Below are 23,273 nucleotides of genomic sequence, written 5' to 3'. Positions count from 1 at the left end.
TTCAGAATAGTGTTTGAATTGTGTGGCACACAGGGAAGAGAGAAATAAGGAGGGGTTTGATGGGTATAAGCTTTTGGACATGGACATTGACTATCGTATTATCCTTATTTTTTATAGGAATGTCGTTTTTCTTTAAAAAGAAGGCAGATGCTAGTTTCGCTCACTATGCAATAGCGGGTGGGTCGCTACCTTTTTTCTTATTACTATTCACGGATATTGCTACGATTATGGGTGTTGGGAATTTTGTTGGTCACTCTTCAAAGGGTTATGAGATTGGAATAGCTAATATTCCTTTTGTAGTTGGAGAACAGGGGGCAAAGATACTATTTGCTTTAGTATTTGCGGGGTTTGCAGCAAAATTTACATATAAAACGTTGGCAGAAATGATAAATGATTTAATCGTGCGAGATCGCATTACTCGTAGTCTAGTTGCTATTTTGACTTCATCCATAATGATAGCATGGGTCAGTGGACAGGCAATGGGGATGGGGGCTTTGTTTTCAACCTTTACTGGTGCTGACCCTGTTCTAATGATTTTAGTGTTTTCTGCAGTATTTATTATTTATACAGCAGTAGGGGGGATGTATTCAGTAGTATGGACTGACCTCATACAAGGAGGGATACTCATTGCTATAGCAGTGTGGTTCTATTTTCAAGTATTTGATCGTATTGACTTTAGTTATACAAATTTGAAGACCGGGTTAGCTGAGGTCGGTTCAAGTGAACTCGTTCAGATGAATCTATCTGTAATGGAGGTTGTAACACTTTTTGTGACAGGAACTTTAGGAATATTAGCTGCTCAAGTTTATTGGCAACGTTGCTTTGCGTCTAAAAGTTCAAAGTCAGCAAGTCGTGCTATGCTGATAAGTGGTATTGTAGCAATTATCTTTACGACTCTAGCAACTGTTAGTGGATTGGTAGTTAAGCTTCAAAATCCAACTCTCGATGCGGATAATGCTATTTCGTGGTTGATACTAGAAGAAATGACACAATTAGCTGCTCTAGCTTTCTTTATCATGATTTTCATGGCTGCTATATCAAGCGCGTCATCATTACTTCATTCAGCTGCTGTTGTAATCATCAATGATTTAGTTATTCCGAATATGAAAGAAAAAACGGATTTGTTTTACCTCAAGTTAACAAGAATTAGTGTAGTTGTATTTGGGATATTCACTATTGTAACTGCTATTTGGGCGGATTCTATAATTGATTTATTTTCTCTAGCTTACTCTATGGCCGGGGGAGGAGTGGTTCCTGTATTAATTGTAGGATTAATCTGGAAAAGTAAGAGAAACTCTACTTTTGAAATGGGTATGAAGAATAGTCAAGTTTCTGTTTGGGGTGCTCGAATCGGTATAATCTCTGGTGCAATTGTCTCTCTAATACTAGGTGTTTTATGGGGGGTACTTGCATCTGTTATATTGACAATATTATTTTCTAAATTATTTGCCTCAGAAGATATTATGATTGGATCGAGAGAAATGAGTTGATATAGCAAAATGAAAAACCCTGCATTTTACGCAGGGTTATCATTTTGGAGAAATTTGTTTCTGATTAATCCACCAATCAATATGATCCAAATTAAAGACAATCATATTTGCCATTGGTCTTAAGTGAGGAATCTCTTTGTTAATGATTAAAACATTTATTTCCTCTTCAGTTAGTGGGTATCCAACTGTATCTAAATAAGAAGATAGCTTGATTACCCCGTAGGCTCTTCTCAAATTAATCACCCCCCACCAAAATCTCTTTGGGTAAAATAAAGAAAGTTTAGTAAAAGGTACTAATTTTAAGTCTATGTATTTTTAATACCCATTTTTGAGGGGAATAATCATCATTCAACAGAAGGAGAAATATTTTATATTTTTCGTTTCCGAACAGTCAACAGTATACCAAATACGACTCCGATGAAGGACAAAGCTGAAATGATGAAGTAAAATGTCTGTCCTCCAAACTCCTTATAGAGAAATCCTCCTGCATATGAAGCAATAATGCTAGATAATCCAAAGAATAATAATGCAAGAACAGTTTGGCCTGTAGCACGCCATTCCTTTGGCATAATGTTATACAAGTACTGAATAGCAGCAGTATAGAAAATTGGAAACGTCAACATCTGCAATAACTGCAACAATGTAAGAGCAACCGGACTAGTTATAAAACCTGATACAAAAAAACGTAAGAAGTAAAAGAACGTAGCTATTGTAATAATTTCTAATTCCTTACCCTTTCTAAGCCACCAGAAACTAAGTGCAAAGATAATGATCTCACTGGTAGCTGCTAAGAAAAAGGCAATTCCTACCAGGGATGTATCTCCTCCTAGAGCTTTAATATGAATTCCTAAAAAGGTGTCGTTCATACGAGCAGGTACGGAACTTACAAAGATTAATGTTAAAAATAAAAGCATTTCTTTGTTGCGCAATACTGTTTTTAACCCCTCAATAGTCACTGGCTTTGCTGAGGCTTGTACATCAGGCATGAACCAAACAATTCCAAACGATAGAAGTCCCAATAAAACAAATAAGATCGATAGGCTGCTAACCCCAAAATAATCCATTGCAAATCCAGCCAATAAAGACAAAACTGCATATCCTAGTGCTCCATATGTACGTATGGACCCATAGCTAATACGAGCCATTTCCGAAACAGTGAAATTTAAACTCTCAGTTAACGGATCAAGAGGCATTAGGAAAAAATACACTAATAGCGCAAATATAATTAGTAACACAAAACTATCGAAGTTAAATAAAAAGTAACCGGAAACTGCAGTCAAACAAACAAGTATTAGCATCACTTTACGGATTGTTTTTGTTTTATCACTGATAAACCCCCATAAGGGTTGAGCAAATAATGTCACAAATCCACCAGTTCCGATGATTATTCCTATTTCACTCGTAGATAATCCTTGTTCGCCCAAATAAACCAGGCAAAAAAGGAATAAATAGGGCGAGTAAGCCGAAAAACAAAAAATTATACCCTTTTAATAAAACTTGTACCTTCAAATAAATTCTCCTTAAGTAAAACTAAAATAATTTATTTCATTGTAACTGATTTTATCAGGGAATTATACGGAAGGCAGAGGAATAATACTAGGTTCGGATATTATATTAGAAATAAAAGAGGGAAAATACAATTTTAAGAGAATGTAAAAAGTAAAGAAGTATGGAGGAGAATAGATGGATGGAATTGACAAAAGAAATCGTTTAGAAGAAAACCCTTTTAGTTATAAGATATCTAAGGATAATACGGTTTTCATAGAATTTCATGGAAAGCGCGTGAAAATATTAAAAGGGAAAGAGGGAGAGAAGTTTTTAAAAAGAATAGAATTGGCAGGAAATGATAAAGAAGTGCAATTAATTTTAGCAAAAATAACAGGGAACTTTAAACGTGGAAATGAGCGAAAAAAATAGAGGATGTGTGTTTAGATGTTTAGAAGATATGGAGATCGCTCAGATTGGAAACGAATTATTCAAAGAGAGTATACAAAATCTTACGTAGAGAAAAAAGAATTTACAGGACATATCACATTAATAAATATGGTAAAGGTTACCGAGCCACTATGGGTACAGTACGGTGAAAAAAGAATTTGTATTGTAGATGATCATTATATGTGGCTACAGCATTTTCCGATAGGGAAAAATTATTCCGTCACTACGATGTTCGATGCTAATGGGGAAATCGTGCAATGGTATATTGATATATGTTACGAAATCGGAATCGAAAATAATGTTCCTTGGGTGGATGATTTAATTTTAGATATTGTTGTCTTGCCAACAGGAGAAATTATTCAATTGGACGATGATGAATTGGAAGAAGCCTTAGAAAGTGGAAGTATCAATCAGCAAAAGTATGATTTAGCACGAGATGAAGCAACTAGAATTACTAAATGTATTAAGGAAGAACAATTTACGCTTCTTAGATATTCTAATGCTCATAAAGAATTGTTAGAAGGACATCTGCAAAAGGTGGAAAATGAACATGCGTAGAGTAGTAGTAGAAGAATATGTAGAAGATTGGAAGAAAAAGTTTGAAGATGAAGTAATACTGCTTCAAAAGATTTTTGGCTTAGAAATTCAAGTAATTCATCATATTGGAAGCACTTCTGTAGATGGTTTGAGTGCAAAACCAATTATTGATATTATACCGGTTGTTCGAGATATAACAAAAATTGATGCTTATAACGATGTGATGATTGCAAATGGCTATGAGCCAAAAGGAGAAAATGGCCTTCCAGGACGTAGATACTTCCAAAAAGGTGGAGACAATCGAACACACCATGTTCATATGTATGAAATGGGAAATCCTGAAATTGAAAGACATCTTGCATTTCGAAATTTTTTAAGAAAGCACCCTGTTATTGCAAAGAATTATGGTGATTTTAAAAAAATGTTGGCAAAACAATTTCCTTACGACATGGCAGCTTATATTAATGGGAAAGAAGAATTAGCCAAAGAGATTGAACAACAAGCGATCGATTGGTTTAATAGTATAGAAGCAAGGAAGTTTTACAGAGCATAAGGGGTATATGGTGTTTGTTTCCAAGATGAAAGGCTACTCGTTATTAACAAAAATGGAGGTCCATACATCAATCGTTTGGATTTACCAGGGGTAGTTTAGAAGAAAAAGAAAGCTTGACTATTGCTATGAAAAGAGAGTTTCTAGAAGAAACTGGTCTAGAAATTGAAATTATTAAAAGTATTGGAATTGCTGACTTTATGTTTCATCGGACTGGAAAGATTGGACGGATGTTCACCATATTGCAGTGTTTTATTTAGTAAAGCAAATAGGTGGTAATCTAGTAGCGCCCGAACAGTTTGAAGGGCAGGACTCACTTGGTGCCGAATGGGTTACAGAAGAAGAAATTTCTGTTGAAAATGCTTCGCCATTAGTGTTGAAAGCATTTGAATGGCTAAAAACTAATGATTTGGGACTGGATGCTAATTACTATGATGATTGGAAAGTAAAAAAGAAATAAAGTATTTAATTCTGACAAGGTTAATGATAAGTATTGGGGTGTAATATATGTTTGAAAATGAGATTACAAGACTTTTAAGTATAGATTATCCGATTATTCAAGCTCCTATGGCAGGAGGAATTACTACGTCGAAACTCGTTGCTGCTGTTTCCAACAATGGAGCACTTGGAATGATCGGAGCAGGCTATATGAGTCCTATTCAATTGCGGGAACAGATTCGAGAGATAAAGCAACTTACTACAAATAATTTTGGGGTAAATCTATTTGTTCCAAGCAAATTTAAAATATTGGAAAATGAAGTTAAAATGGTGAATAGTTTATTAAACACATATCGTGAGGAACTAAATATATTTGAAGAGAATATCAATCTTCCGAACGTGGACAATGCTTTTCTTTCGTATATGCAGCAAATAAACGTAGTTATAGAAGAAGGAGTACCAATCTGCTCCTTTACATTTGGTGTCCCGACTGCAGATGTGATGGAAAAATTTAAACAACTTAATATAACTACAATTGGAACAGCTACAACTGTGGCAGAGGCAATCTCTATTGAGAAGCTTGGAATGGATGCAGTGGTTGTGCAAGGTAGTGAAGCTGGAGGGCATAGGGGGAACTTTATATCTAGTCATGAAGATAGCTTAATTGGCTTGATGTCTTTAATTCCACAGGTTGCAGACACAGTAAAAATTCCTGTGATTGGAACTGGAGGCATAATGGACGGACATGGACTGGTAGCGGCGTTAAGTATAGGAGCAAAAGCTGTCCAAATGGGTACTGCTTTTTTGACTTGTGAAGAAAGTGGTGCACATCCCATACATAAAGAAGCAATTCTGTGCTCAAAGGATGGGGATACAATTTTAACTCGTGCTTTTTCTGGAAAATGGGCAAGGGGGATTAAAAATAAATATATAATGGAGATGGAACAATATAAAGACGTTATTCCAAACTTTCCAATACAAAATTCACTAACCCAAACGATTCGAAAGGCATCTGCGAATCAAAATAACCAAGATTATATGTCACTATGGGCTGGCCAAAATGCGAAACTTGCTAGAGTCGATACTGTGGCACAACTTGTTCAAAGGGTTATGGATGAAGCGAGGATAGTAACAGATAATCTGGTGTGAGTATAAAAGAATATGAGGCTGGGACAGAACCAAAACAGCATTTTTCTCTGTGAGAAAAATGCTGTTTTTTTGCTATGCACAAAATTGATTTACATTCCAGAGACGCTTTCCACGGGCGTGGCCTGAGCCTGTAGTCTCAGGCTTCACGCTATTCCCGTAGGAGTCGCCCCTCCATTCCAATCAATTTTATTAAATATCCATTATTTAGTAAAGGTTTCTCCTTATTCAATAAAATTTCTACTTTTGTCCCAGCCTCATTAATTTATATAATGCCTTTCGAAAATTTCTAACACCAAACAATAATTTCATAGGGTGTTGTTTGAGCAGGGATACTTCTTGTGGTAGGACCATAAATTACAATTAGATTTCGGTTTGCGGGATTTCTTGTAAAAGCTTGCCCATTTGTCAATAATATTGGTGTATATGGTGATATATTTAATTTTAATTGACCATCACTACTTTCAAACTGGCTGTTGAAGTAGTCTACTTTCACATTTTGATTTGGATTTTCTTTTGCTATAACAAGTGCTCGATATTGTGGTGGATAAATAAGAGGAACAGGTGCATTTGCATCATAGTATCCTGTCACCCTATCTCCAACTACTATCATTACATGGTCTACAAAATAAGTAGTGGGGGACACCACGAAATTTACTGAAGTTCCATTGCCGTTATCTACGGACATTAATGTATAACAACCTTCTCCTTCACCATTAGACCCAGTCATAAAATCACTAATCATGGTAACAGTACCATGAAAAGCTTGAAAATTTACCATACTCTAACCTCCATCGCTATTTAAACATGTACAGATACATGTTATGCATTTCTATGGTTTTGTGTTATCTGTACTAATTTGCAATGATAGGAGCTTTAGGAGGAAAAGTGGCCGGTTTCACAAACAACATCGTCCATTGGGTTGTACTTCTATGTTAAGAATTTTCATATTACTCCACTTTTTATGAGATCAATTGAGTCATTAGGTTGTTGCGATTATTTCAGTAAATACTCATAATAAGGCTCTTCTTGCTCAGTATCTTCAAACCACTTCATTCCTCTATAAGTAAAACCAACTTTTTCTAAAATCTTTAATGAACTTTGATTTAGGGGGTCTGCTGATGCAGTGATGATTTTAGTATTTACTTTATTTTTAGCTAGCTTTAGACAAGCAACCGCAGCTTCTGTTGCAAAACCATTTCCCCATTTGATTTTGTTAAAATGATAAATTAGCTCTACTACTTCCATAGAATCAGATGGATTAAAACCAACAGCTCCAATTACTTCATCCGATTCTTTTTCTATTACTGCATAAACGGATAAACCTCTATCTTCTTGCAATTTACGATATCCTTCTATCACTTTGGGAAGCAACTCATGTGCAGAAGGCCCATCACATAATGACATTACTTCTTCATCACCCCAAAATTGTTTTGCTGCCTCTATATGTGATTGATCAAATACGCATAAATACAACCGTTCTGTTTCATAAATAATTTCCAATTATGTTCGACTCCAATGCTAAAATCGTCGCTTGTTTACAATTTTTATCGCTTTTCCAGTATTAGCAAAATGCCATTTGGTGATGGACTTTAAAAATTCCTCTCCGTGCTTCAAATAAATATTAGCTGCTATTTCATCGACTTTTGCGCTTGCTCCTTTCGGTATCGTGGTATTTGCTATTTCAGTCAAACGATCCATTTCCTTTAAAAATGCATATCTTGCAATAATGGATGCCGCTGCAACTGCAACATGAAGCTGCTCAGCTTTTGTAGAAAACAAAACATTTTCTTGGATGATTTCTTTCTCCATTTTAAGATGATTATAGTAAATGCCACGCTCTGCAAATTGATCGATTAATATATATGCGGGTTTTTCTGTTTCCATTTTTTTTAACACATGCTTTAGTGCTTGGTTGTGCATGAGTGCTTTTATTTTTCCTTGAGACCACCCACGAGATTGTATATCATTGTATTTTTCATTATTCAACACCAAGACACTATGAGTTAGTGTTGCCATCAAGTCAGGTGCCATTTTACGCATCACATCGTCCGTTAGCATCTTGGAATCCTTAACACCTAATTCTTTCACTAGTTCTACTTGGTTTGCATGAACATAACAAGCAGCAACTGTAATAGGACCAAAATAGTCACCAGTTCCTGTTTCATCAGAACCTAGTACGGACAATGAGGAAAAATTAGCAGGTAAAACGTCTCCTTTAGCTACACTTGTTGATGAAGATTTAGTAGAACTTGTTCCCCAAAGAGATGCCTCCCGAGTAGCACCGTTTCCTTGAAACATTACCTTGCCCGATTTATAGATGGTAATAGCTGTATCTACTAGTTTTGCAGCAAAAACAACACCAGGGGCAGAGCGTTCTACCTTGAACTTCATATAATAGGATTTTACTTTTTCTATTTCATGTGGCTTCATTAATAAGACTTCGTTTGACATTCGTTCGTTCCTTTCTTCACATCGTAATCTATTTCGTGTTATTATTAGTATTAGGATTTTCTGAGGAGGGTATGGCTTTGTCAGAACAGGAAAAAACACGAATTTCGGTTGATATATATGGACAGAATTATAAAATGGTAGGTTCTGAATCTTCAGGCCATATGAGACTAGTAGCTTCAATAGTGGATGATAAAATGAGAGAAATACATTCACATAACGGTCAGCTAGATATTGCAAAGCTTGCAGTGCTCACAGCTGTAAATACTGTACATGATTACATAAAAGTAAAAGAACAATTAGAGCTACTTGAAGAAGAATTGAAAAGGTTAAAGGACTGAAAATATGTTAGATATAATTATATTGATATTACTTGTTGGCGGTTTAATAACTGGCGCAAAGCGCGGATTGATTGTTCAACTTATCCACATGACAGGATTTATTGTAGCACTAATAGTGGCATACTCTTATTATAAACCACTTGCAGATAAATTTGTTTTATGGATTCCATTTCCTGCTGTAACTGCCGGTTCTAAATTGACAATTGCAGTAGAGAGTTTAGATTTGGCTCAAACATTTTATCGAATTATTGCTTTTGCGCTTATTTTTATTGCTGTAAAATTTGCTTTACAGATGATTGCTTCAATGTTTGACTTTTTAAAGTATTTACCTATTTTAGGTTTTGTAAGCAATATTGTAGGAGCAATTTTAGGACTTATCGAATTTTATTTTATTATATTTGTACTACTGTATGTATTTGCCCTTTTACCAATCGATATTATCCAAAACTTAATATCAGGTTCAGTTTTAACCGGATGGATGTTAGACCATACGCCAATCCTATCAGAGATGGTTAAAAATTGGTGGTATATTTATATTGAAAAGTAACTTCTCTCGGTAGAGGGAAGTTTTTTTGAAGGAATAAGAAAGTATATAAAAATCATCCGGGAACACGGGACTTTAAAGAATGAATAATACAGCTGGTTTCCGTTTCAGGTGGAGTACAAAGGCTAAGTGCGCCACGCCTTCGTGACCAACATCCTGTTGGCCTCCGCGGGGGGAGCGATGAGCTATCACCGTCGCTTCGCGTCTCTGTGATATCTCATCTATCTCACTCATCCCGCCGGAGTCGCCACCTGTAACGAAGATCAATCAGTGTGTAGTACTCCACTAGAAGATTTATCCTAACTTATCGCTTAGATGATAAGATTGGTCAAATTTTAGAGATGGTCATATTATTTGTAATTGCTTTTCAATTAGAAAGCTATTATCCAATGATCGAAGAAGAGAATAGATTTTCTTTTATACTAGTGGAAATAAAGAGAAGTAGTAAGTGTTTACTATATAAAGAAGCCAAATAGCGAAACGAAATTGTATCTTCGAGAGCTTCCTTTATGAATAAGATAGTATCTTTTCTCTCGTTATCCAAAAACGCGCTAACCTGTTTTCTAAGAGTTGTAGGAGGGCAACGGATAGACAAAAGCCATAAGATTATCGAAAAAAGGGATGCAGGTTGGTTGTGACGAACTTCACAACCAACCTGCATCCCGAGAGCATTCACTCGGTAATCATATAGTAAAACGTCTATCCAAAGGGCTTCGAAAACGATAGAAACAGGTTTTGCCAATAAAGGACCAAGTATGTCTTTTACCAGATTTATCTTAAGTTAGGTTAGCTACATTGCTAATTGAAATGATAGGGGTGTTATCGTTGGATAAGAAGACGATTATTAAAACATTAGAAAAAATTGCGTTATATATGGAATTACAAGGTGAAAATCCTTTTAAAGTATCTGCTTTTCGGAAGGCTGCACAGGTTCTAGAATTAGATGACAGAAGCTTGTCTGAAATGGATAATATCTTATCTTTAAAAGGAATTGGAGCTGCAACTGGGGCTGTAATTGAGGAATTAACCACTGTCGGTGAATCTTCTTTACTCATGGAGCTACAAGAAACAGTTCCTAGTGGCCTTCTACCAATGCTTAAGATTCCAGGACTTGGCGGTAAAAAAATCGCCAAGCTTTACAAGGAATTACATATTGATTCAATAGATTCGCTGAAGCTTGCGTGTGAAGAAGGAAAAGTCCAAAGTCTTCCTGGATTTGCTAAGAAGACAGAAGAAAAGATACTATTAGAAATAGTAAACCTTCAAGCTAAACCGGAACGAACTGCTGTTTGGCAAATTGAACCAATCGTAGAGCTAATTGAATACAAACTTTCTTCTATTTCTTTGATCGATAAATTTTCCGTTGCTGGTTCGTTCAGAAGAGTAAAAGAGGCTAGTAAGGATATCGACTTTATAATCGCTACAAGTTCTCCTCAAGAAGTAAGAGAAGAATTATTAAAAGTACTTCCTGTAAAAAAGATAATTGCTGCTGGAGATACGAAAGTTTCTGTAACTTTAGATGTGGAAGTAGAGATTGATGTCGATTTCCGACTTGTGGAAATAAGCCAGTATGCTTCTGCACTAAATCATTTTACTGGTTCGAAAGACCATAATATTAAAATGCGTCAAATTGCAAAAGAACAAGGGAAGAAAATCAGTGAATATGGGGTTGAGCTACCTGATGGTAGTGTGGAGCATTTTGATTCTGAAGAAGATTTTTATGCTTTCTTTGACTTACCTTTTATACCGCCAACTGTGCGGGAGGACGGATCGGAATTTTCTAAGTTAGATCAGCTACCTCTACTAGTAAATCATAATGATATACATGGCGATTTTCATATGCATAGTACTTGGTCGGACGGTGCTCATTCTATAGAAGAAATGGTAGAAGCCTGCCGTGCAAAAGGTTATTCTCATATGGTGATTACGGATCATTCAAACTATTTAAAAGTAGCAAACGGACTTTCTAAAGAACGATTATTAAACCAAATGGAAATCATACGTGAGCTTAATGTGAAATATACAGATATTGAAATACTTGCTGGTACCGAAATGGATATACTACCAGATGGATCACTTGATTTTGAAGATGATGTATTGGTGCAACTAGATTTTGTTATAGCTTCTATCCATTCAAGTTTTAGTCAGCCACAAGAAAAGATTATGGAGAGACTTTTAAATGCGTTGAAGAATCCATATGTACATATGATAGCGCATCCAACGGGAAGAATAATCGAACAAAGAGATGGTTATAATCCAGATGTTCCAACACTAATAGAATGGGCGAAGGAATATGGTAAGATTTTGGAGTTAAATGCAAACCCATATCGTCTCGATTTGAACACAGAATATTTAAAGTTAGCCCAAGAAAAAGGTGTTCCAATAGCCATTAATACGGATGCTCATCATATCGATCAGCTGAAATATATGGATATTGGTGTTCGATATGCTCAAAAAGCCTGGTTGCGTAAAGATAATATTGTGAACACTTGGTCTTTTGAGAAGTTTAAGGAATATATCCAGAAATAATTAGGAGGTGCCTCGGTTGATAGCTGAAAGAGCACTGAGAACTTTAGAGTATTATAAAATTCGAGAAGAGGTTTCAAATTACTGTACTTCTTCTATTGGAAAAAGCCATATAGATAACCTCATTCCTTCTGTTGATTTTGTAGAAGTGACGAAGTTATTAGAGGAAATGGACGAAGGTATGTCAATTCTTCGGTTACGTGGCAATGTTCCAATGGGGGGAATGACAGACATCCGCCCCCATGCTAAACGTGCCCAAATTGGCGGTATGCTTAGCCCTACGGAATTAATGGAAATTGCAAGTACCATACGTGCAAGCAAAATATTACGCCAGTTTTTAGAAAATGTAGCGGAATCGGAAGATGTTAAGATTCCACACTTCCTTCAAAAAAAGGAAGATATTCCGATTTTAACAGCTCTTGAACATGAAATTAATGATTGTGTAGATGAAAACGGTTCAGTATTAGATAGTGCTAGTAGTACATTGCGCTCTATTCGCCAACAATTACGCATTCAAGTTAGTCGGGTGCGAGAAAAACTAGAAAGCTATACAAGAGGAGCTAATGCTGCGAAAATGCTTTCAGATTCAATTATTACAATCCGGAATGATCGATATGTAATTCCTGTTAAGTCGGAATATCGCAGTCATTACGGTGGAATAATTCATGACCAATCCTCTTCAGGGCAAACATTATTTATCGAACCTTCAGCAGTAGTCCAAATAAACAATGATATTCGAAGCTTAAAAGTGAAGGAACAGGAAGAGATTAATCGTATCCTTATTAGATTGACAGCTGAGGTAGAAATAGTGGGACATGACATCTTTCTATTAGTAAATGTACTGGGAGAGGTTGATGTTATTCTAGCTAAAGCTAAATATGGACAAGCTCAAAAATGTACGATGCCAGTCATTAATAACGAAGGTTATATCCGTTTAGTGAAAGCAAGACATCCACTTATTCCAATAGAGGCAGCTGTGCCAAATACAATCGAATTTGGAAAAGACATTACAACAATTGTAATTACTGGGCCGAATACAGGTGGTAAAACGGTTACACTGAAAACAGTTGGTCTTTGTACATTAATGGCTCAAAGTGGACTTCCTATTCCTGCATTGGATGGCTCTGAAGTTGCTTTGTTTGAATCAGTATTTGCAGATATCGGAGATGAGCAATCTATTGAGCAAAGTTTAAGTACTTTTTCTTCTCATATGGTTAATATTGTCGATATATTAAAAAAATATGACGATAAATCATTGATCATATTTGATGAGCTTGGTGCAGGTACCGATCCACAAGAGGGTGCAGCACTCGCAATTTCTATTTTGGATGCAGTACATGGCACAGGTGCACGTGTAATGGCAACTACACATTATCCTGAACTTAAGGCGTATGGATATAATAGACCTGGCGTTGCTAATGCTAGTGTTGAATTTGACATAGAAACTTTAAGTCCGACTTATAAACTGTTAATAGGGGTTCCCGGAAGAAGTAATGCCTTTGAGATCTCCGAGCGACTTGGTTTACCAGAATATATCATCAGCCAAGCTCAAACGTTTACAGGAACAGATCGCGGAGAAGTGAACTCTATGATTGCTTCTCTTGAGGACAGTCGTCGACAAGCAGAAAAAGATGCGGAAGAAACAGAAGTACATTTAGAGGAAGCTCGTAAAGTAAAAGAAGGTTTAGAATTACGATTAGCTGAACTAGAACAAAATAAAGAAAAACTAGAACAAAAAGCAAAAGACAAGGCAAAGAAAATTGTTGATGAAGCTCGTCGAGAAGCAGATGACATTATAAGTGAACTGCGAAAAATGCAAGCTAATACACATAAGTTTGTAAAAGAACATGAATTGATCGATGCGAAAAAACGTCTAGATGCTGCTTTGCCGGATAATCCCGTATTGAAGAAACAAAAAAAGTTAAATGAAACATTAAAAGAGTTGAAATCCGGCGATGAAGTGAAGGTAGTAAGCTTCGGTCAAAAAGGGACTCTGTTAGAGAAGCTGTCTAACTCGGAATGGTCTGTTCAAATTGGTATGTTAAAGATGAAACTGGACGAATCAGATTTAGAATTTGTTAAACCAGAGAAACAAAAACAGACGGTATCTGTGAATTCCATTCGCGGAAGAGACTCCCATGTGAAATTAGAATTAGATCTTCGTGGTGAACGTTACGAGGATGCCATAATGCGTACAGAAAAGTATTTAGATGATGCAATTCTCGCGAATTACCCGAGAATCTCAATTATTCATGGAAAAGGTACTGGCGTATTAAGACAAGCTATACAACAATTTCTGAAAAATCATTCTCGTGTGAAAAGCTTTCGTTTCGGAGAAGCTGGTGAGGGTGGCCATGGTGTAACAGTTGTAGAATTAAAATAATATATAATTTATGAAACTTTTTATCGGGCTCTCCGTATAGAAGGAAAAGTGTAAAAGGGGTTTTTTAAGTATGGTTCTATCCAGTTTCTGGTCAAACCCACTCGTAGAGTCTGCAGGTTATTTTAGTGTTGTTATTCTATGCTTGCTCGTTTCGATGGTTATTTTTGAAATCGTCACGAAATATAAGAATTGGGAAGAAATAAAAAAAGGTAATGTAGCAGTTGCACTTGCTACTGGTGGGAAAATTTTTGGTGTGTGTAACATTTTTAGGTATTCCATAGAACAACACAATACATTCTTTGAAATGGTAGGTTGGGGTTTATTTGGGTTTACATTACTGATTATTGCATACCTGTTATTTGAGTTTTTAACGCCGAGCTTTAATGTTGATGAGGAAATCGAAAACGATAATCGTTCAATTGGGTTTATTTCACTAGTTATTTCTGTCGGGTTATCATTTGTTATTGGTGCAAGTATTTCTTAGGAGCGTTTACAATGGAAAAATTGTCAAAAATATTATTGGCTGTTGGCCTACTATTTGTCTTAGTAGGTATAATATATATCGTTGCAAATTAATATAATAAATTAATAGCGTATTTAAAGACTGTAATGTAGCACTTTTAATCTTAATGATGATGGAGTGAGCGTTACAGTCTTTTTATTTTTTGCTATTGTTGAGTAGCAAATCGTCAAATAACTCTTTTTAATTAAAGAATTGAATTGTCATTCATTTTTCTCTATAATTAAAAATAGGAATATTCACGCTATTATAAACAAAGGGGGCATTAATATGACAGAAAAGCCGTGGTTAGCACAATATCCACCAGAAATTCCGCACACGCTCGATTATGAACATATTCCAGTTCAAGAATACTTAACTAGAGCGTATAGGAAATTTCCTACCAAGGTTGCTATACATTTCATGGGGAGAGATGTATCGTACAAAGAGCTTTACGAGTCTTCATTGAAATTTGCTAACTACTTACAGTCGATTGGAATCCAAAAAGGAGACAGAGTAGCGATTATGCTACCAAATTGTCCACAAGGGGTAATTGGATACTATGGTGCATTATATGCGGGAGCAATTGTTGTTCAGACAAATCCTCTTTATACAGAAAGAGAAATAGCATATCAAATGAAGGACTCTGGGGCAAAAGTTATTTTAACTATGGATATATTATTTCCACGTGTAACAAAAGTTTTAAAAGAAACAGACTTAGAGAATATTATTGTTACTGGTATTAAGGATTATTTACCATTCCCTAAAAATCTTGTCTATCCTTTTATCCAAAAGAAACAATACGGGTTTAGTGTTAAAGTAGAACATAGAGGGATAAATCACTTATTTCCGGAGATTATGAAAGTCGGAAAAGCTGAAGCGATTAATATGGATTTTGATTTTGAAGAGGATATTGCACTATTACAATATACGGGCGGTACAACAGGATTTCCAAAAGGAGTTATGCTTACCCATAAAAACTTAGTAACGAATACTACTATGTGTACAGTATGGAACTATAAATGCAAAGAAGGCGAAGAAACTATTTTAGGAGTTCTCCCATTCTTTCATGTTTATGGAACGACTACTGTTTTAATCTTTTCTGTTATGCTAGGTAATAGAATGGTATTGTTACCAAAGTTTGATGTGGAAACTGCATTAAAAACGATAGATAAGCAGAAACCAACTATTTTCCCAGGAGCTCCAACGATTTATATTGGGTTATTAAATCACCCCGATATCCAAAAATATGACTTATCTTCAATTGGTGCTTGTTTAAGTGGGTCTGCTCCATTACCATTAGAAGTACAAGAAAAGTTTGAAAAGATTACTGGTGGTAGATTAGTAGAAGGCTACGGCTTAACCGAAACTTCCCCGGTAACCCATGCGAATTTGATTTATACGGAGGATCGGATAAAAGGATCAGTCGGTATTCCTTGGCCGGATACAGAAGCAGCAATTTTTGCGGTTGATTCAACGACTCCATTACCATTTGGAGAAATCGGAGAAATTGCAGTTAAAGGACCTCAAGTAATGAAAGGGTATTGGAATCGACCAGAGGATACGGAAATGACTATGCGCGATGGTTGGTTTTTAACTGGAGATTTAGGATACATGGATGAAAGCGGTTACTTTTATGTAGTCGATCGTAAAAAAGATTTAATCATTGCAGGAGGCTATAATATTTATCCTAGGGATGTAGAAGAGGTATTATATGAACATCCTGCAATTCAAGAATGCGTTGTTGCTGGAGTTCCAGATCCTTACAGAGGAGAAACTGTAAAAGCATTTATAGTAGTTAAAGAGGGATCAACTGTAACAGAAGAGGAGTTAAACACTTTTTGTCGTGAGAACTTAGCTGCGTTTAAAGTGCCAAGAATTTATGAGTTCAGAGCAGAACTTCCGAAAACAGCTGTAGGTAAGATTTTAAGAAGAACGTTAATAGATGAAGAAAAAGAGAAGCAAAAACAAACAGTCCCAAGTTAATTGATTATTGACAATCGACAAAATTAAATATAATATAAAAATATGAATGAATCATCATTCATATTTTTATTTTTTTCAGCAAGAGTTATAACGGACGCTGAATTAAATGAAAGCCTCTGGCGGATGTCACAGATTATGAATTTAGCTTGCTCAATACATAGTCCTGACACAATTACGCCATAGCGTAATTGATTAATTGGTGGTGAATTCATAATGAAGAAGGACAAACCAAAATATAAACAAATCATTGACGCGGCAATTATTGTTATCGCTGAAAATGGATACCATCAGTCACAGGTTTCTAAAATTGCCAAACAGGCGGGAGTAGCTGACGGGACAATTTATTTATATTTTAAAAACAAAGAAGAAATTTTAGTCTCCGTGTTTGAAGAAAAAATGGAGATATTTGCAGACAATCTAAAAGAAATTATTCAACAAGAAATTAGTTCATCAGAAAAGTTGTATAAGATGATTGAGAATCATTTTATGGTGTTATCAAGTGATCATCATTTAGCAACGGTTACTCAATTGGAATTAAGACAAGCCAATTTAGCATTGCGATTACGCATCAATGCGGTTTTAAGAAATTATTTAGTATTACTAGATACAATTTTAAAAGAGGGAATTGAACAAGGAGAATTTGATCATTCGATAGATATTCGCTTAGCAAGACAAATGGTTTTTGGTACAATTGATGAGACGACTACTACTTGGGTAATGAACGAGCATAAATATGATTTAGTTGATCTAACAAGTAAAGTACATCGTCTATTGTTAAATGGTGTAAAAGTTTAACCAAGGGGGAGTGGGGAAATGGAATTTCTGTCATGGAATATTGAAGATGGTGTAGCTACAGTAACACTAAATCGTCCACCAGCAAACGCTTTGGCAAGAGGGGTTATATTAGAAGTCAATGAGTTATTAGATGCAGTGGAACATGATGATGCAGTTCGAGTAATCTTGCTAAAAGGAGAAGGAAGATTTTTCTCCGCAGGAGCAGATATAAAAGAATTTACCTCGATTACATCTGGAGCAGCATTCTCTGAGCTTGCTGCAAGTGGGCAAACAATTTTCGAAAGAGTGGAAACTTTCTCGAAACCCGTTATTGCTGCAATTCATGGTGCTGCACTTGGCGGAGGTCTTGAACTTGCGATGAGTTGTCATATCCGACTAGTTTCAGAAAATGCAAAGCTTGGGTTACCTGAATTACAACTAGGACTAATACCAGGGTTTGCTGGCACACAACGTTTACCCCGTTATGTAGGGTTTGCAAAAGCAGCAGAAATGTTGTTAACAAGTGATCCTATTAGTGGGAAAGAAGCGGCTCAGTTAGGACTTGCTAATCATGCTTATGCGGAAGAAGAATTATTTGATCATGCCAAAAAGCTTGCAGTCAAGATTGCTAAGAAAAGTCCAATTGCGGTTAAAAATGCATTAGAAATGCTTCAGTACGCTAAACCAGCTTCCTATCATGAAGGTGTTAAAGCAGAAGCAAATGCTTTTGGAACTGTATTTGTTTCAGAGGATGCAAAAGAAGGTATTTCTGCATTTATTGAAAAAAGAGAACCAATATTTAAAGGTAAATAATATTTTACATTGGGAGGATATCTAAATGAACATTTATGTATTAGTAAAACGTACATTTGATACAGAAGAGAAAATCGTAGTAAGCGGGGGTAAAATTCAAGAAGATGGTGCAGAATTCATCATTAATCCATACGATGAGTATGCAATAGAAGAGGCAATACAAGTTCGTGACGCACAAGGTGGAGAAGTAACAGTTCTCACGATGGGTGGAGAAGATGCTGAGAAGCAACTTCGAACTGCACTAGCAATGGGTGCAGATAAAGCGGTACTTATTAATATAGAAGATGATGTAGAAGAGTTAGATCAGTTTACAGCCGCACATATTATCTCTGAGTACTTAAAAGATAAAAATCCGGATTTAATATTAGCAGGTAACGTAGCGATTGATGGTGGATCCGGACAAGTTGGGCCACGAGTTGCTGAGAGCTTAGGCATTAACTATGTAACTACTATTACAAACTTAGAGATTGATGGAACTACAGTAACAATTAAACGTGATGTTGAAGGAGATACAGAAGTATTAGAAACTTCATTGCCATTATTGGTTACTGCTCAGCAAGGTCTAAATGAACCACGCTATCCATCTCTTCCAGGGATTATGAAGGCAAAGAAAAAGCCTTTAGAAGAAGTTGAATTAGATGATTTAGATATAGATGAAGATGATGTAGAAGCAAAAACAGAAACAATCGAAATTTATTTACCTCCTAAAAAGGAAGCTGGAAAAGTATTAGAAGGCGATTTAGCTGATCAAGTAAAAGAGTTAGTTCATTTACTTCACTCGGAAGCAAAAGTCGTTTAACTTCATACAGCAAATATTGTACTGCGAAGAGTTTGCACAGGAGAAAATGTGCCAATGCATATTTGATTCGTAATAATTTTAATATTAGGAGGAAAAAAGCATGTCTAAAAAAGTATTAGTATTAGGAGAAGCACGTGAAGGTGCTCTTCGTAACGTATCATATGAAGCGATCGCTGCTGCTAAACAAATTTCTAGCGGCGGAGAAGTTGTTAGTGTTCTATTAGGAGATTCAGTGGGAGAACTGGCTAATGAGCTTGGAAAATATGGTGCTGATCGTGTAATAACTGTGGAGCATCCACATTTAAAACAATATACATCAGACGGTTATGGTCAAGCATTGCTAGCTGTGATTGAACAGGAAAATCCAGAGGCAATCGTATTTGGTCATACAGCACTTGGGAAAGATTTATCTCCTAAAATTGCAAGTAAACTACAAATTGGTTTAGTATCAGACGTAACTTCTATTGAAGGTGAAGGAGATGCGGCCGTGTTTATCCGTCCAATATACTCTGGTAAAGCTTTTGAGAAAGTTAAAGTAAAAGATGGTATTGAATTTATCACTATCCGTCCAAACAATATTGCGCCTCATGCAAAAGATGATAGTAAGTCAGCTGAAGTATCTTCTATGTCAGTTGATATAACTAATCTTCGTACAATTATTAAAGAAGTAGTTCGTAAATCTACAGAAGGTGTAGATTTATCGGAAGCCAAAGTTGTTATCGCTGGTGGTCGCGGAGTTAAGAGTGAAGAAGGATTTGCACCTTTAAAAGAACTTGCAGACGTACTAGGTGGAGCAGTTGGAGCTTCTCGTGGAGCTTGTGACGCTGATTATTGTGATTATTCATTACAAATCGGTCAAACAGGTAAAGTGGTAACTCCGGATCTTTATATCGCAGCAGGTATTTCTGGAGCGATTCAGCATTTAGCAGGGATGTCTAACTCGAAAATTATTGTAGCTATCAACAAAGATCCAGAAGCAAATATTTTCAAAGTTGCAGACTACGGTATCGTTGGAGATTTGTTCGAAGTAATTCCAATGCTTATAGAAGAGTTCAAAAAACTTAAAGTAAACGCTTAATAATAATGGAGACTGTACAAAACTACAATTTTGGGCAGTCTTCTTTTTTGTAGAATAAAGTATATGAAAATGTATCGTGTACACTGTCTTCATAAGATTTTAAAGAATGAATAATCCTGTGATTTTCGTTACATGTGGACGCTTTCCGCGGGCATTGCCTCAGCCTCCTCGCTGCGCTGCGGGGTCTTCGCCTAACGCTTTTCCCGCTGGAGTCGCCACATTTCACTACAATCAATTATAGCTTAGTACTATAATATAAATTTTGACAAAACAATGTTAAGATTGATCCAATTTTAGAAAGCGTTAATACTGTTGTCGAATATGAATTAGAAGAAATGCTATTGTTTAAAGATAGTTGATGACAGTGAATTTTCTTTGTATAATGGTCCATTTCAACACATCGGATCTAAATATACTACGAATAATTAAGTGAGATTGCATTCAACTATCTTTTTACTAAAAGTGTACACGGTTGATTGGAGCGTAGGGGCGGCGACTCCAGTGGGAACAGTGAGACAGATGAAACAACCCATCGAACGCGTAGCGGAGGGGATGGTTCATCGCTCACCCCACGGAAAGCGTCCGCCCGGAGCGGAAATCGTCAACGGTATATCTATGTTTATGTTCTTACAGGATCGGGCGTTTTGCTCGGTTTTGTTATCGGTTGTTTTCTTTCAAGCTAATATGTAGATGTAGATATTTCTGTCTGTTATAATCATTACATAGTAGACAAAGGAGGAATTTTTAATATGGCAATAGTTCACGGAACAGATCAAACTTTTAATACAGAAATAGAAGAAGGTTTAGTATTAGTAGATTTTTGGGCAACGTGGTGCGGACCTTGTAAAATGATAGCTCCAGTATTAGAAGAAATGGATGCTGAAATGAGCGATAAAGTTAAAATCGTAAAAGTAGACGTTGATGAAAACCAAGCGACTGCAAGTCAATTCGGTATTATGTCTATCCCAACACTAGTATTATTTAAAGATGGCCAACCTGTAGACAAGGCTGTTGGGTTCCAACCAAAAGAAGCATTAGTACAATTAGTAGAAAAAAACGCATAATTCAAAACCGGGTGCTACATAGTACCCGGTTTTTTTAAACAGGTGATAATATGAATAATGATTTGATCGAACAAAAGTGTTCCATCCTACCAGATGAGCCAGGATGTTACTTAATGAAAGACCGACAAGGAACTATTATCTATGTAGGAAAAGCAAAAATATTAAAAAATCGCGTGCGCTCATATTTCAAAGGAGCTCACGACGGGAAAACGCTTCGATTAGTACAAGAAATTGTTGACTTTGAATATATCGTCACTTCATCTGAGGTGGAAGCTTTAATACTCGAGCTCCATCTTATTAAAAAACATGATCCTAAATACAATATTATGTTAAAAGATGATAAAACGTATCCATATATTAAAATTACTGCTGAAAAAGATCCGAGACTGATCATTACAAGACAAGTTAAAAAAGATAAAGGGAAATACTTTGGACCCTATCCGAATTCTCATGCGGCACATGAAACGAAAAAACTACTGGATCGTTTATATCCACTTCGCAAATGTCAAAAAATGCCGAATAGAGTTTGTCTTTACTATCATATGGGTCAGTGCCTAGCTCCATGTGTGAAAAAAATTGAAGCAAATGCTTATGATAAAATCATTCATGAAATTACTAGTTTCCTGAATGGCGGGCATACGCAAGTGAAAAAAGAATTGGTTACGAAGATGAATTCAGCTGCAGAAGCGCTTGAATTTGAGAGAGCAAAAGAGTACCGTGATCAGATTTCACATATTGAACAAGTTATGGAAAAACAAAAAATGACGATGAATGATTTCACAAGCAGAGATATTTTTGGTTTCCATGTGGATAAAGGATGGATGTGTGTTCAAGTATTCTTTATCAGACAAGGGAAGCTTATTGAAAGAGATGTTTCTTTATTTCCAATCTTCCGAGATCCAGAGGAGGAGTTTATAACATTTTTAGGTCAATTTTATGCGAAGTCAGAACATATTAAACCAAAAGAAATTTATGTTCCTATGAGTACGGATATTGACTTGTCTTCAAAACTGTTAGAAATGAAGATTTTCGTACCACAAAGAGGGACGAAGAAAAATCTGGTCGAATTGGCAGAAAAAAATGCTAAAATTGCACTGACGGAGAAATTTCATTTAATCGAAAGACAAGAAGAACGGACGATAGGCGCGATAGAGCAGCTTGGTGATTCGATGAATATTGCACCTCCAATGCGAATTGAAGCTTTTGATAACTCTCATATTCATGGGACTGATGCGGTATCTGCAATGGTTGTTTTTATTGATGGTAGAGCCAGCAAAAAAGATTATCGTAAGTATAAAACTAAAACCGCAGCTAAGCATGATGATTACGGAGCAATGCGCGAAGTTGTACGTAGAAGATATACTCGTGTACTTAAGGAAAACTTGCCACTGCCTGATTTAATTATTATTGATGGAGGAAAAGGGCAAATTGAAGCTGCACGAGAAATTATAGAGGATGAATTGGGGTTAGATATTCCAATTGCAGGTCTTGCAAAGGATGGCAAGCATCAAACTTCTCAGCTTATATATGGAGACCCTTTGGAACTAATACCGATGAAGCGGACGAGTGAAGGTTTTTATTTGCTACAACGTATTCAAGATGAAGTCCATCGTTTTGCTATAACATTCCATAGGCAACAAAGAGGGAAGCATACTATTGCATCATCGCTCGATGGTATAGAAGGAATCGGACCTCAACGGAAAAAGTTATTATTAAAGCATTTTGGTTCCTTAAAGAAAATACAAGCTGCTAGTAAAGAAGAGTTTATGGAAGCGGGTCTTCCTAGTAAGCAAGCAGAGATCATGGTTAATCATTTTCAGAAAAATATATTGTCTTCTGAATAATCATGTGTTATGGTTGAAACAATTTAACTTGACTCAACACAAAAACGACGCAAATACGTGGTTAAAAATTGCTGA

Annotated in this window: 24 protein-coding genes; 19 read left to right on the top strand and 5 right to left on the bottom strand. The window is 36.1% G+C overall.

Translation table 11 applies throughout. The features are described from left to right. Window positions 1-59: 59 nt before the first annotated feature. On the top strand, window positions 60-1,490 hold the full coding sequence (locus tag MKY60_RS12860) for a sodium:solute symporter family protein (RefSeq protein ID WP_340930087.1): 1,431 nt from the start codon (window positions 60-62) through the stop codon (window positions 1,488-1,490). 39 nt (window positions 1,491-1,529) lie between these two features. On the opposite strand, the gene MKY60_RS12855 is transcribed toward MKY60_RS12860, so the two are convergent. Together MKY60_RS12855 and MKY60_RS12850 are read right to left on the bottom strand one after the other, a co-directional pair. Continuing rightward, complete coding sequence (locus MKY60_RS12855) at window positions 1,530-1,724, bottom strand: hypothetical protein (RefSeq protein WP_090564163.1); 195 nt, start codon at window positions 1,722-1,724, stop codon at window positions 1,530-1,532. Window positions 1,725-1,858: 134 nt separating this feature from the next. Further along, entirely contained in the window at window positions 1,859-2,914 is a 1,056-nt protein-coding gene (locus MKY60_RS12850; RefSeq protein WP_340930085.1) for an MFS transporter, read from the bottom strand. Between the two features lie 259 nt (window positions 2,915-3,173). Between MKY60_RS12850 and MKY60_RS12845 the strand changes: the two genes are divergently transcribed. From MKY60_RS12845 to MKY60_RS12820, 6 genes are all read left to right on the top strand, one after another. Beyond that, window positions 3,174-3,407 carry a hypothetical protein gene (locus MKY60_RS12845; protein ID WP_340930082.1) on the top strand — a complete coding sequence of 78 codons (234 nt, stop codon included), beginning with the start codon at window positions 3,174-3,176 and terminating at the stop codon, window positions 3,405-3,407. Between the two features lie 15 nt (window positions 3,408-3,422). After that, window positions 3,423-3,983: a DUF402 domain-containing protein gene (locus tag MKY60_RS12840; RefSeq protein WP_090564157.1), complete on the top strand. Its 561-nt coding sequence runs from the start codon at window positions 3,423-3,425 to the stop codon at window positions 3,981-3,983. After that, window positions 3,976-4,515, top strand: coding sequence for a GrpB family protein (locus tag MKY60_RS12835; protein ID WP_340930080.1), 540 nt, complete (start codon window positions 3,976-3,978; stop codon window positions 4,513-4,515). The genes MKY60_RS12840 and MKY60_RS12835 overlap by 8 nt, the downstream gene beginning before the upstream one ends. 113 nt (window positions 4,516-4,628) lie before the next feature. Then, window positions 4,629-4,772, top strand: a complete 144-nt coding sequence (locus MKY60_RS12830) for a hypothetical protein (protein ID WP_340930077.1) — start codon at window positions 4,629-4,631, stop codon at window positions 4,770-4,772. Continuing rightward, complete coding sequence (locus MKY60_RS12825; protein ID WP_340930076.1) at window positions 4,760-4,972, top strand: DNA mismatch repair protein MutT; 213 nt, start codon at window positions 4,760-4,762, stop codon at window positions 4,970-4,972. Before MKY60_RS12830 ends, MKY60_RS12825 begins: the two co-directional genes overlap by 13 nt. Window positions 4,973-5,019: 47 nt before the next feature. Further along, window positions 5,020-6,099: an NAD(P)H-dependent flavin oxidoreductase gene (locus MKY60_RS12820; RefSeq protein WP_340930075.1), complete on the top strand. Its 1,080-nt coding sequence runs from the start codon at window positions 5,020-5,022 to the stop codon at window positions 6,097-6,099. A gap of 286 nt (window positions 6,100-6,385) precedes the next feature. On the opposite strand, the gene MKY60_RS12815 is transcribed toward MKY60_RS12820, so the two are convergent. From MKY60_RS12815 to rnhC, 3 genes are all read right to left on the bottom strand, one after another. Then, entirely contained in the window at window positions 6,386-6,877 is a 492-nt protein-coding gene (locus MKY60_RS12815) for a hypothetical protein (protein WP_340930073.1), read from the bottom strand. Window positions 6,878-7,092: 215 nt separating this feature from the next. Further along, the gene (locus MKY60_RS12810) at window positions 7,093-7,599 is read right to left on the bottom strand and encodes a GNAT family N-acetyltransferase (RefSeq protein WP_340930071.1); all 507 of its coding nucleotides are present in this window, start codon (window positions 7,597-7,599) and stop codon (window positions 7,093-7,095) included. Window positions 7,600-7,617: 18 nt separating this feature from the next. Continuing rightward, on the bottom strand, window positions 7,618-8,550 hold the full coding sequence (rnhC, locus tag MKY60_RS12805; protein ID WP_340930069.1) for a ribonuclease HIII: 933 nt from the start codon (window positions 8,548-8,550) through the stop codon (window positions 7,618-7,620). A 77-nt stretch (window positions 8,551-8,627) separates the two neighbouring features. On the opposite strand from rnhC, the gene zapA reads away from it, so the two are divergent. The 12 genes from zapA to uvrC all read left to right on the top strand — a co-directional run bounded on the left by zapA (window position 8,628) and on the right by uvrC (window position 23,198). Further along, entirely contained in the window at window positions 8,628-8,888 is a 261-nt protein-coding gene (zapA, locus tag MKY60_RS12800) for a cell division protein ZapA (RefSeq protein ID WP_090564147.1), read from the top strand. A gap of 4 nt (window positions 8,889-8,892) precedes the next feature. Beyond that, on the top strand, window positions 8,893-9,435 hold the full coding sequence (locus MKY60_RS12795; protein WP_090564145.1) for a CvpA family protein: 543 nt from the start codon (window positions 8,893-8,895) through the stop codon (window positions 9,433-9,435). Between the two features lie 822 nt (window positions 9,436-10,257). Continuing rightward, entirely contained in the window at window positions 10,258-11,961 is a 1,704-nt protein-coding gene (polX, locus tag MKY60_RS12790; RefSeq protein WP_340930067.1) for a DNA polymerase/3'-5' exonuclease PolX, read from the top strand. 16 nt (window positions 11,962-11,977) lie between these two features. Next, entirely contained in the window at window positions 11,978-14,341 is a 2,364-nt protein-coding gene (locus MKY60_RS12785) for an endonuclease MutS2 (protein WP_340930065.1), read from the top strand. 70 nt (window positions 14,342-14,411) lie between these two features. After that, on the top strand, window positions 14,412-14,825 hold the full coding sequence (locus MKY60_RS12780; protein WP_340930063.1) for a DUF350 domain-containing protein: 414 nt from the start codon (window positions 14,412-14,414) through the stop codon (window positions 14,823-14,825). A gap of 306 nt (window positions 14,826-15,131) precedes the next feature. Continuing rightward, window positions 15,132-16,826 carry a long-chain-fatty-acid--CoA ligase gene (locus MKY60_RS12775; RefSeq protein ID WP_340930061.1) on the top strand — a complete coding sequence of 565 codons (1,695 nt, stop codon included), beginning with the start codon at window positions 15,132-15,134 and terminating at the stop codon, window positions 16,824-16,826. Window positions 16,827-17,039: 213 nt separating this feature from the next. Beyond that, entirely contained in the window at window positions 17,040-17,621 is a 582-nt protein-coding gene (locus tag MKY60_RS12770; protein WP_093496022.1) for a TetR/AcrR family transcriptional regulator, read from the top strand. Window positions 17,622-17,639: 18 nt separating this feature from the next. Next, window positions 17,640-18,413 carry an enoyl-CoA hydratase gene (locus MKY60_RS12765; RefSeq protein WP_241596795.1) on the top strand — a complete coding sequence of 258 codons (774 nt, stop codon included), beginning with the start codon at window positions 17,640-17,642 and terminating at the stop codon, window positions 18,411-18,413. Window positions 18,414-18,438: 25 nt separating this feature from the next. Further along, the gene (locus MKY60_RS12760; protein ID WP_093496020.1) at window positions 18,439-19,212 is read left to right on the top strand and encodes an electron transfer flavoprotein subunit beta/FixA family protein; all 774 of its coding nucleotides are present in this window, start codon (window positions 18,439-18,441) and stop codon (window positions 19,210-19,212) included. A 100-nt stretch (window positions 19,213-19,312) separates the two neighbouring features. Next, complete coding sequence (locus MKY60_RS12755) at window positions 19,313-20,290, top strand: electron transfer flavoprotein subunit alpha/FixB family protein (RefSeq protein ID WP_340930060.1); 978 nt, start codon at window positions 19,313-19,315, stop codon at window positions 20,288-20,290. A gap of 749 nt (window positions 20,291-21,039) precedes the next feature. Further along, window positions 21,040-21,354 (top strand): thioredoxin, encoded by a 315-nt coding sequence (gene trxA, locus MKY60_RS12750; RefSeq protein ID WP_090564124.1) that lies wholly within the window; start codon window positions 21,040-21,042, stop codon window positions 21,352-21,354. Window positions 21,355-21,404: 50 nt separating this feature from the next. Then, window positions 21,405-23,198 (top strand): excinuclease ABC subunit UvrC, encoded by a 1,794-nt coding sequence (gene uvrC, locus MKY60_RS12745; protein ID WP_340930058.1) that lies wholly within the window; start codon window positions 21,405-21,407, stop codon window positions 23,196-23,198. The last annotated feature ends 75 nt before the right edge of the window (window positions 23,199-23,273 follow it).

The sequence above is a fragment of the Psychrobacillus sp. FSL K6-1415 genome, from assembly GCF_038003185.1.
Classification (GTDB): domain Bacteria; phylum Bacillota; class Bacilli; order Bacillales_A; family Planococcaceae; genus Psychrobacillus; species Psychrobacillus psychrodurans.
The sequence above is the reverse complement of the archived record's forward strand: the minus strand, read 5'-3'. Positions and strand labels throughout refer to the sequence as shown.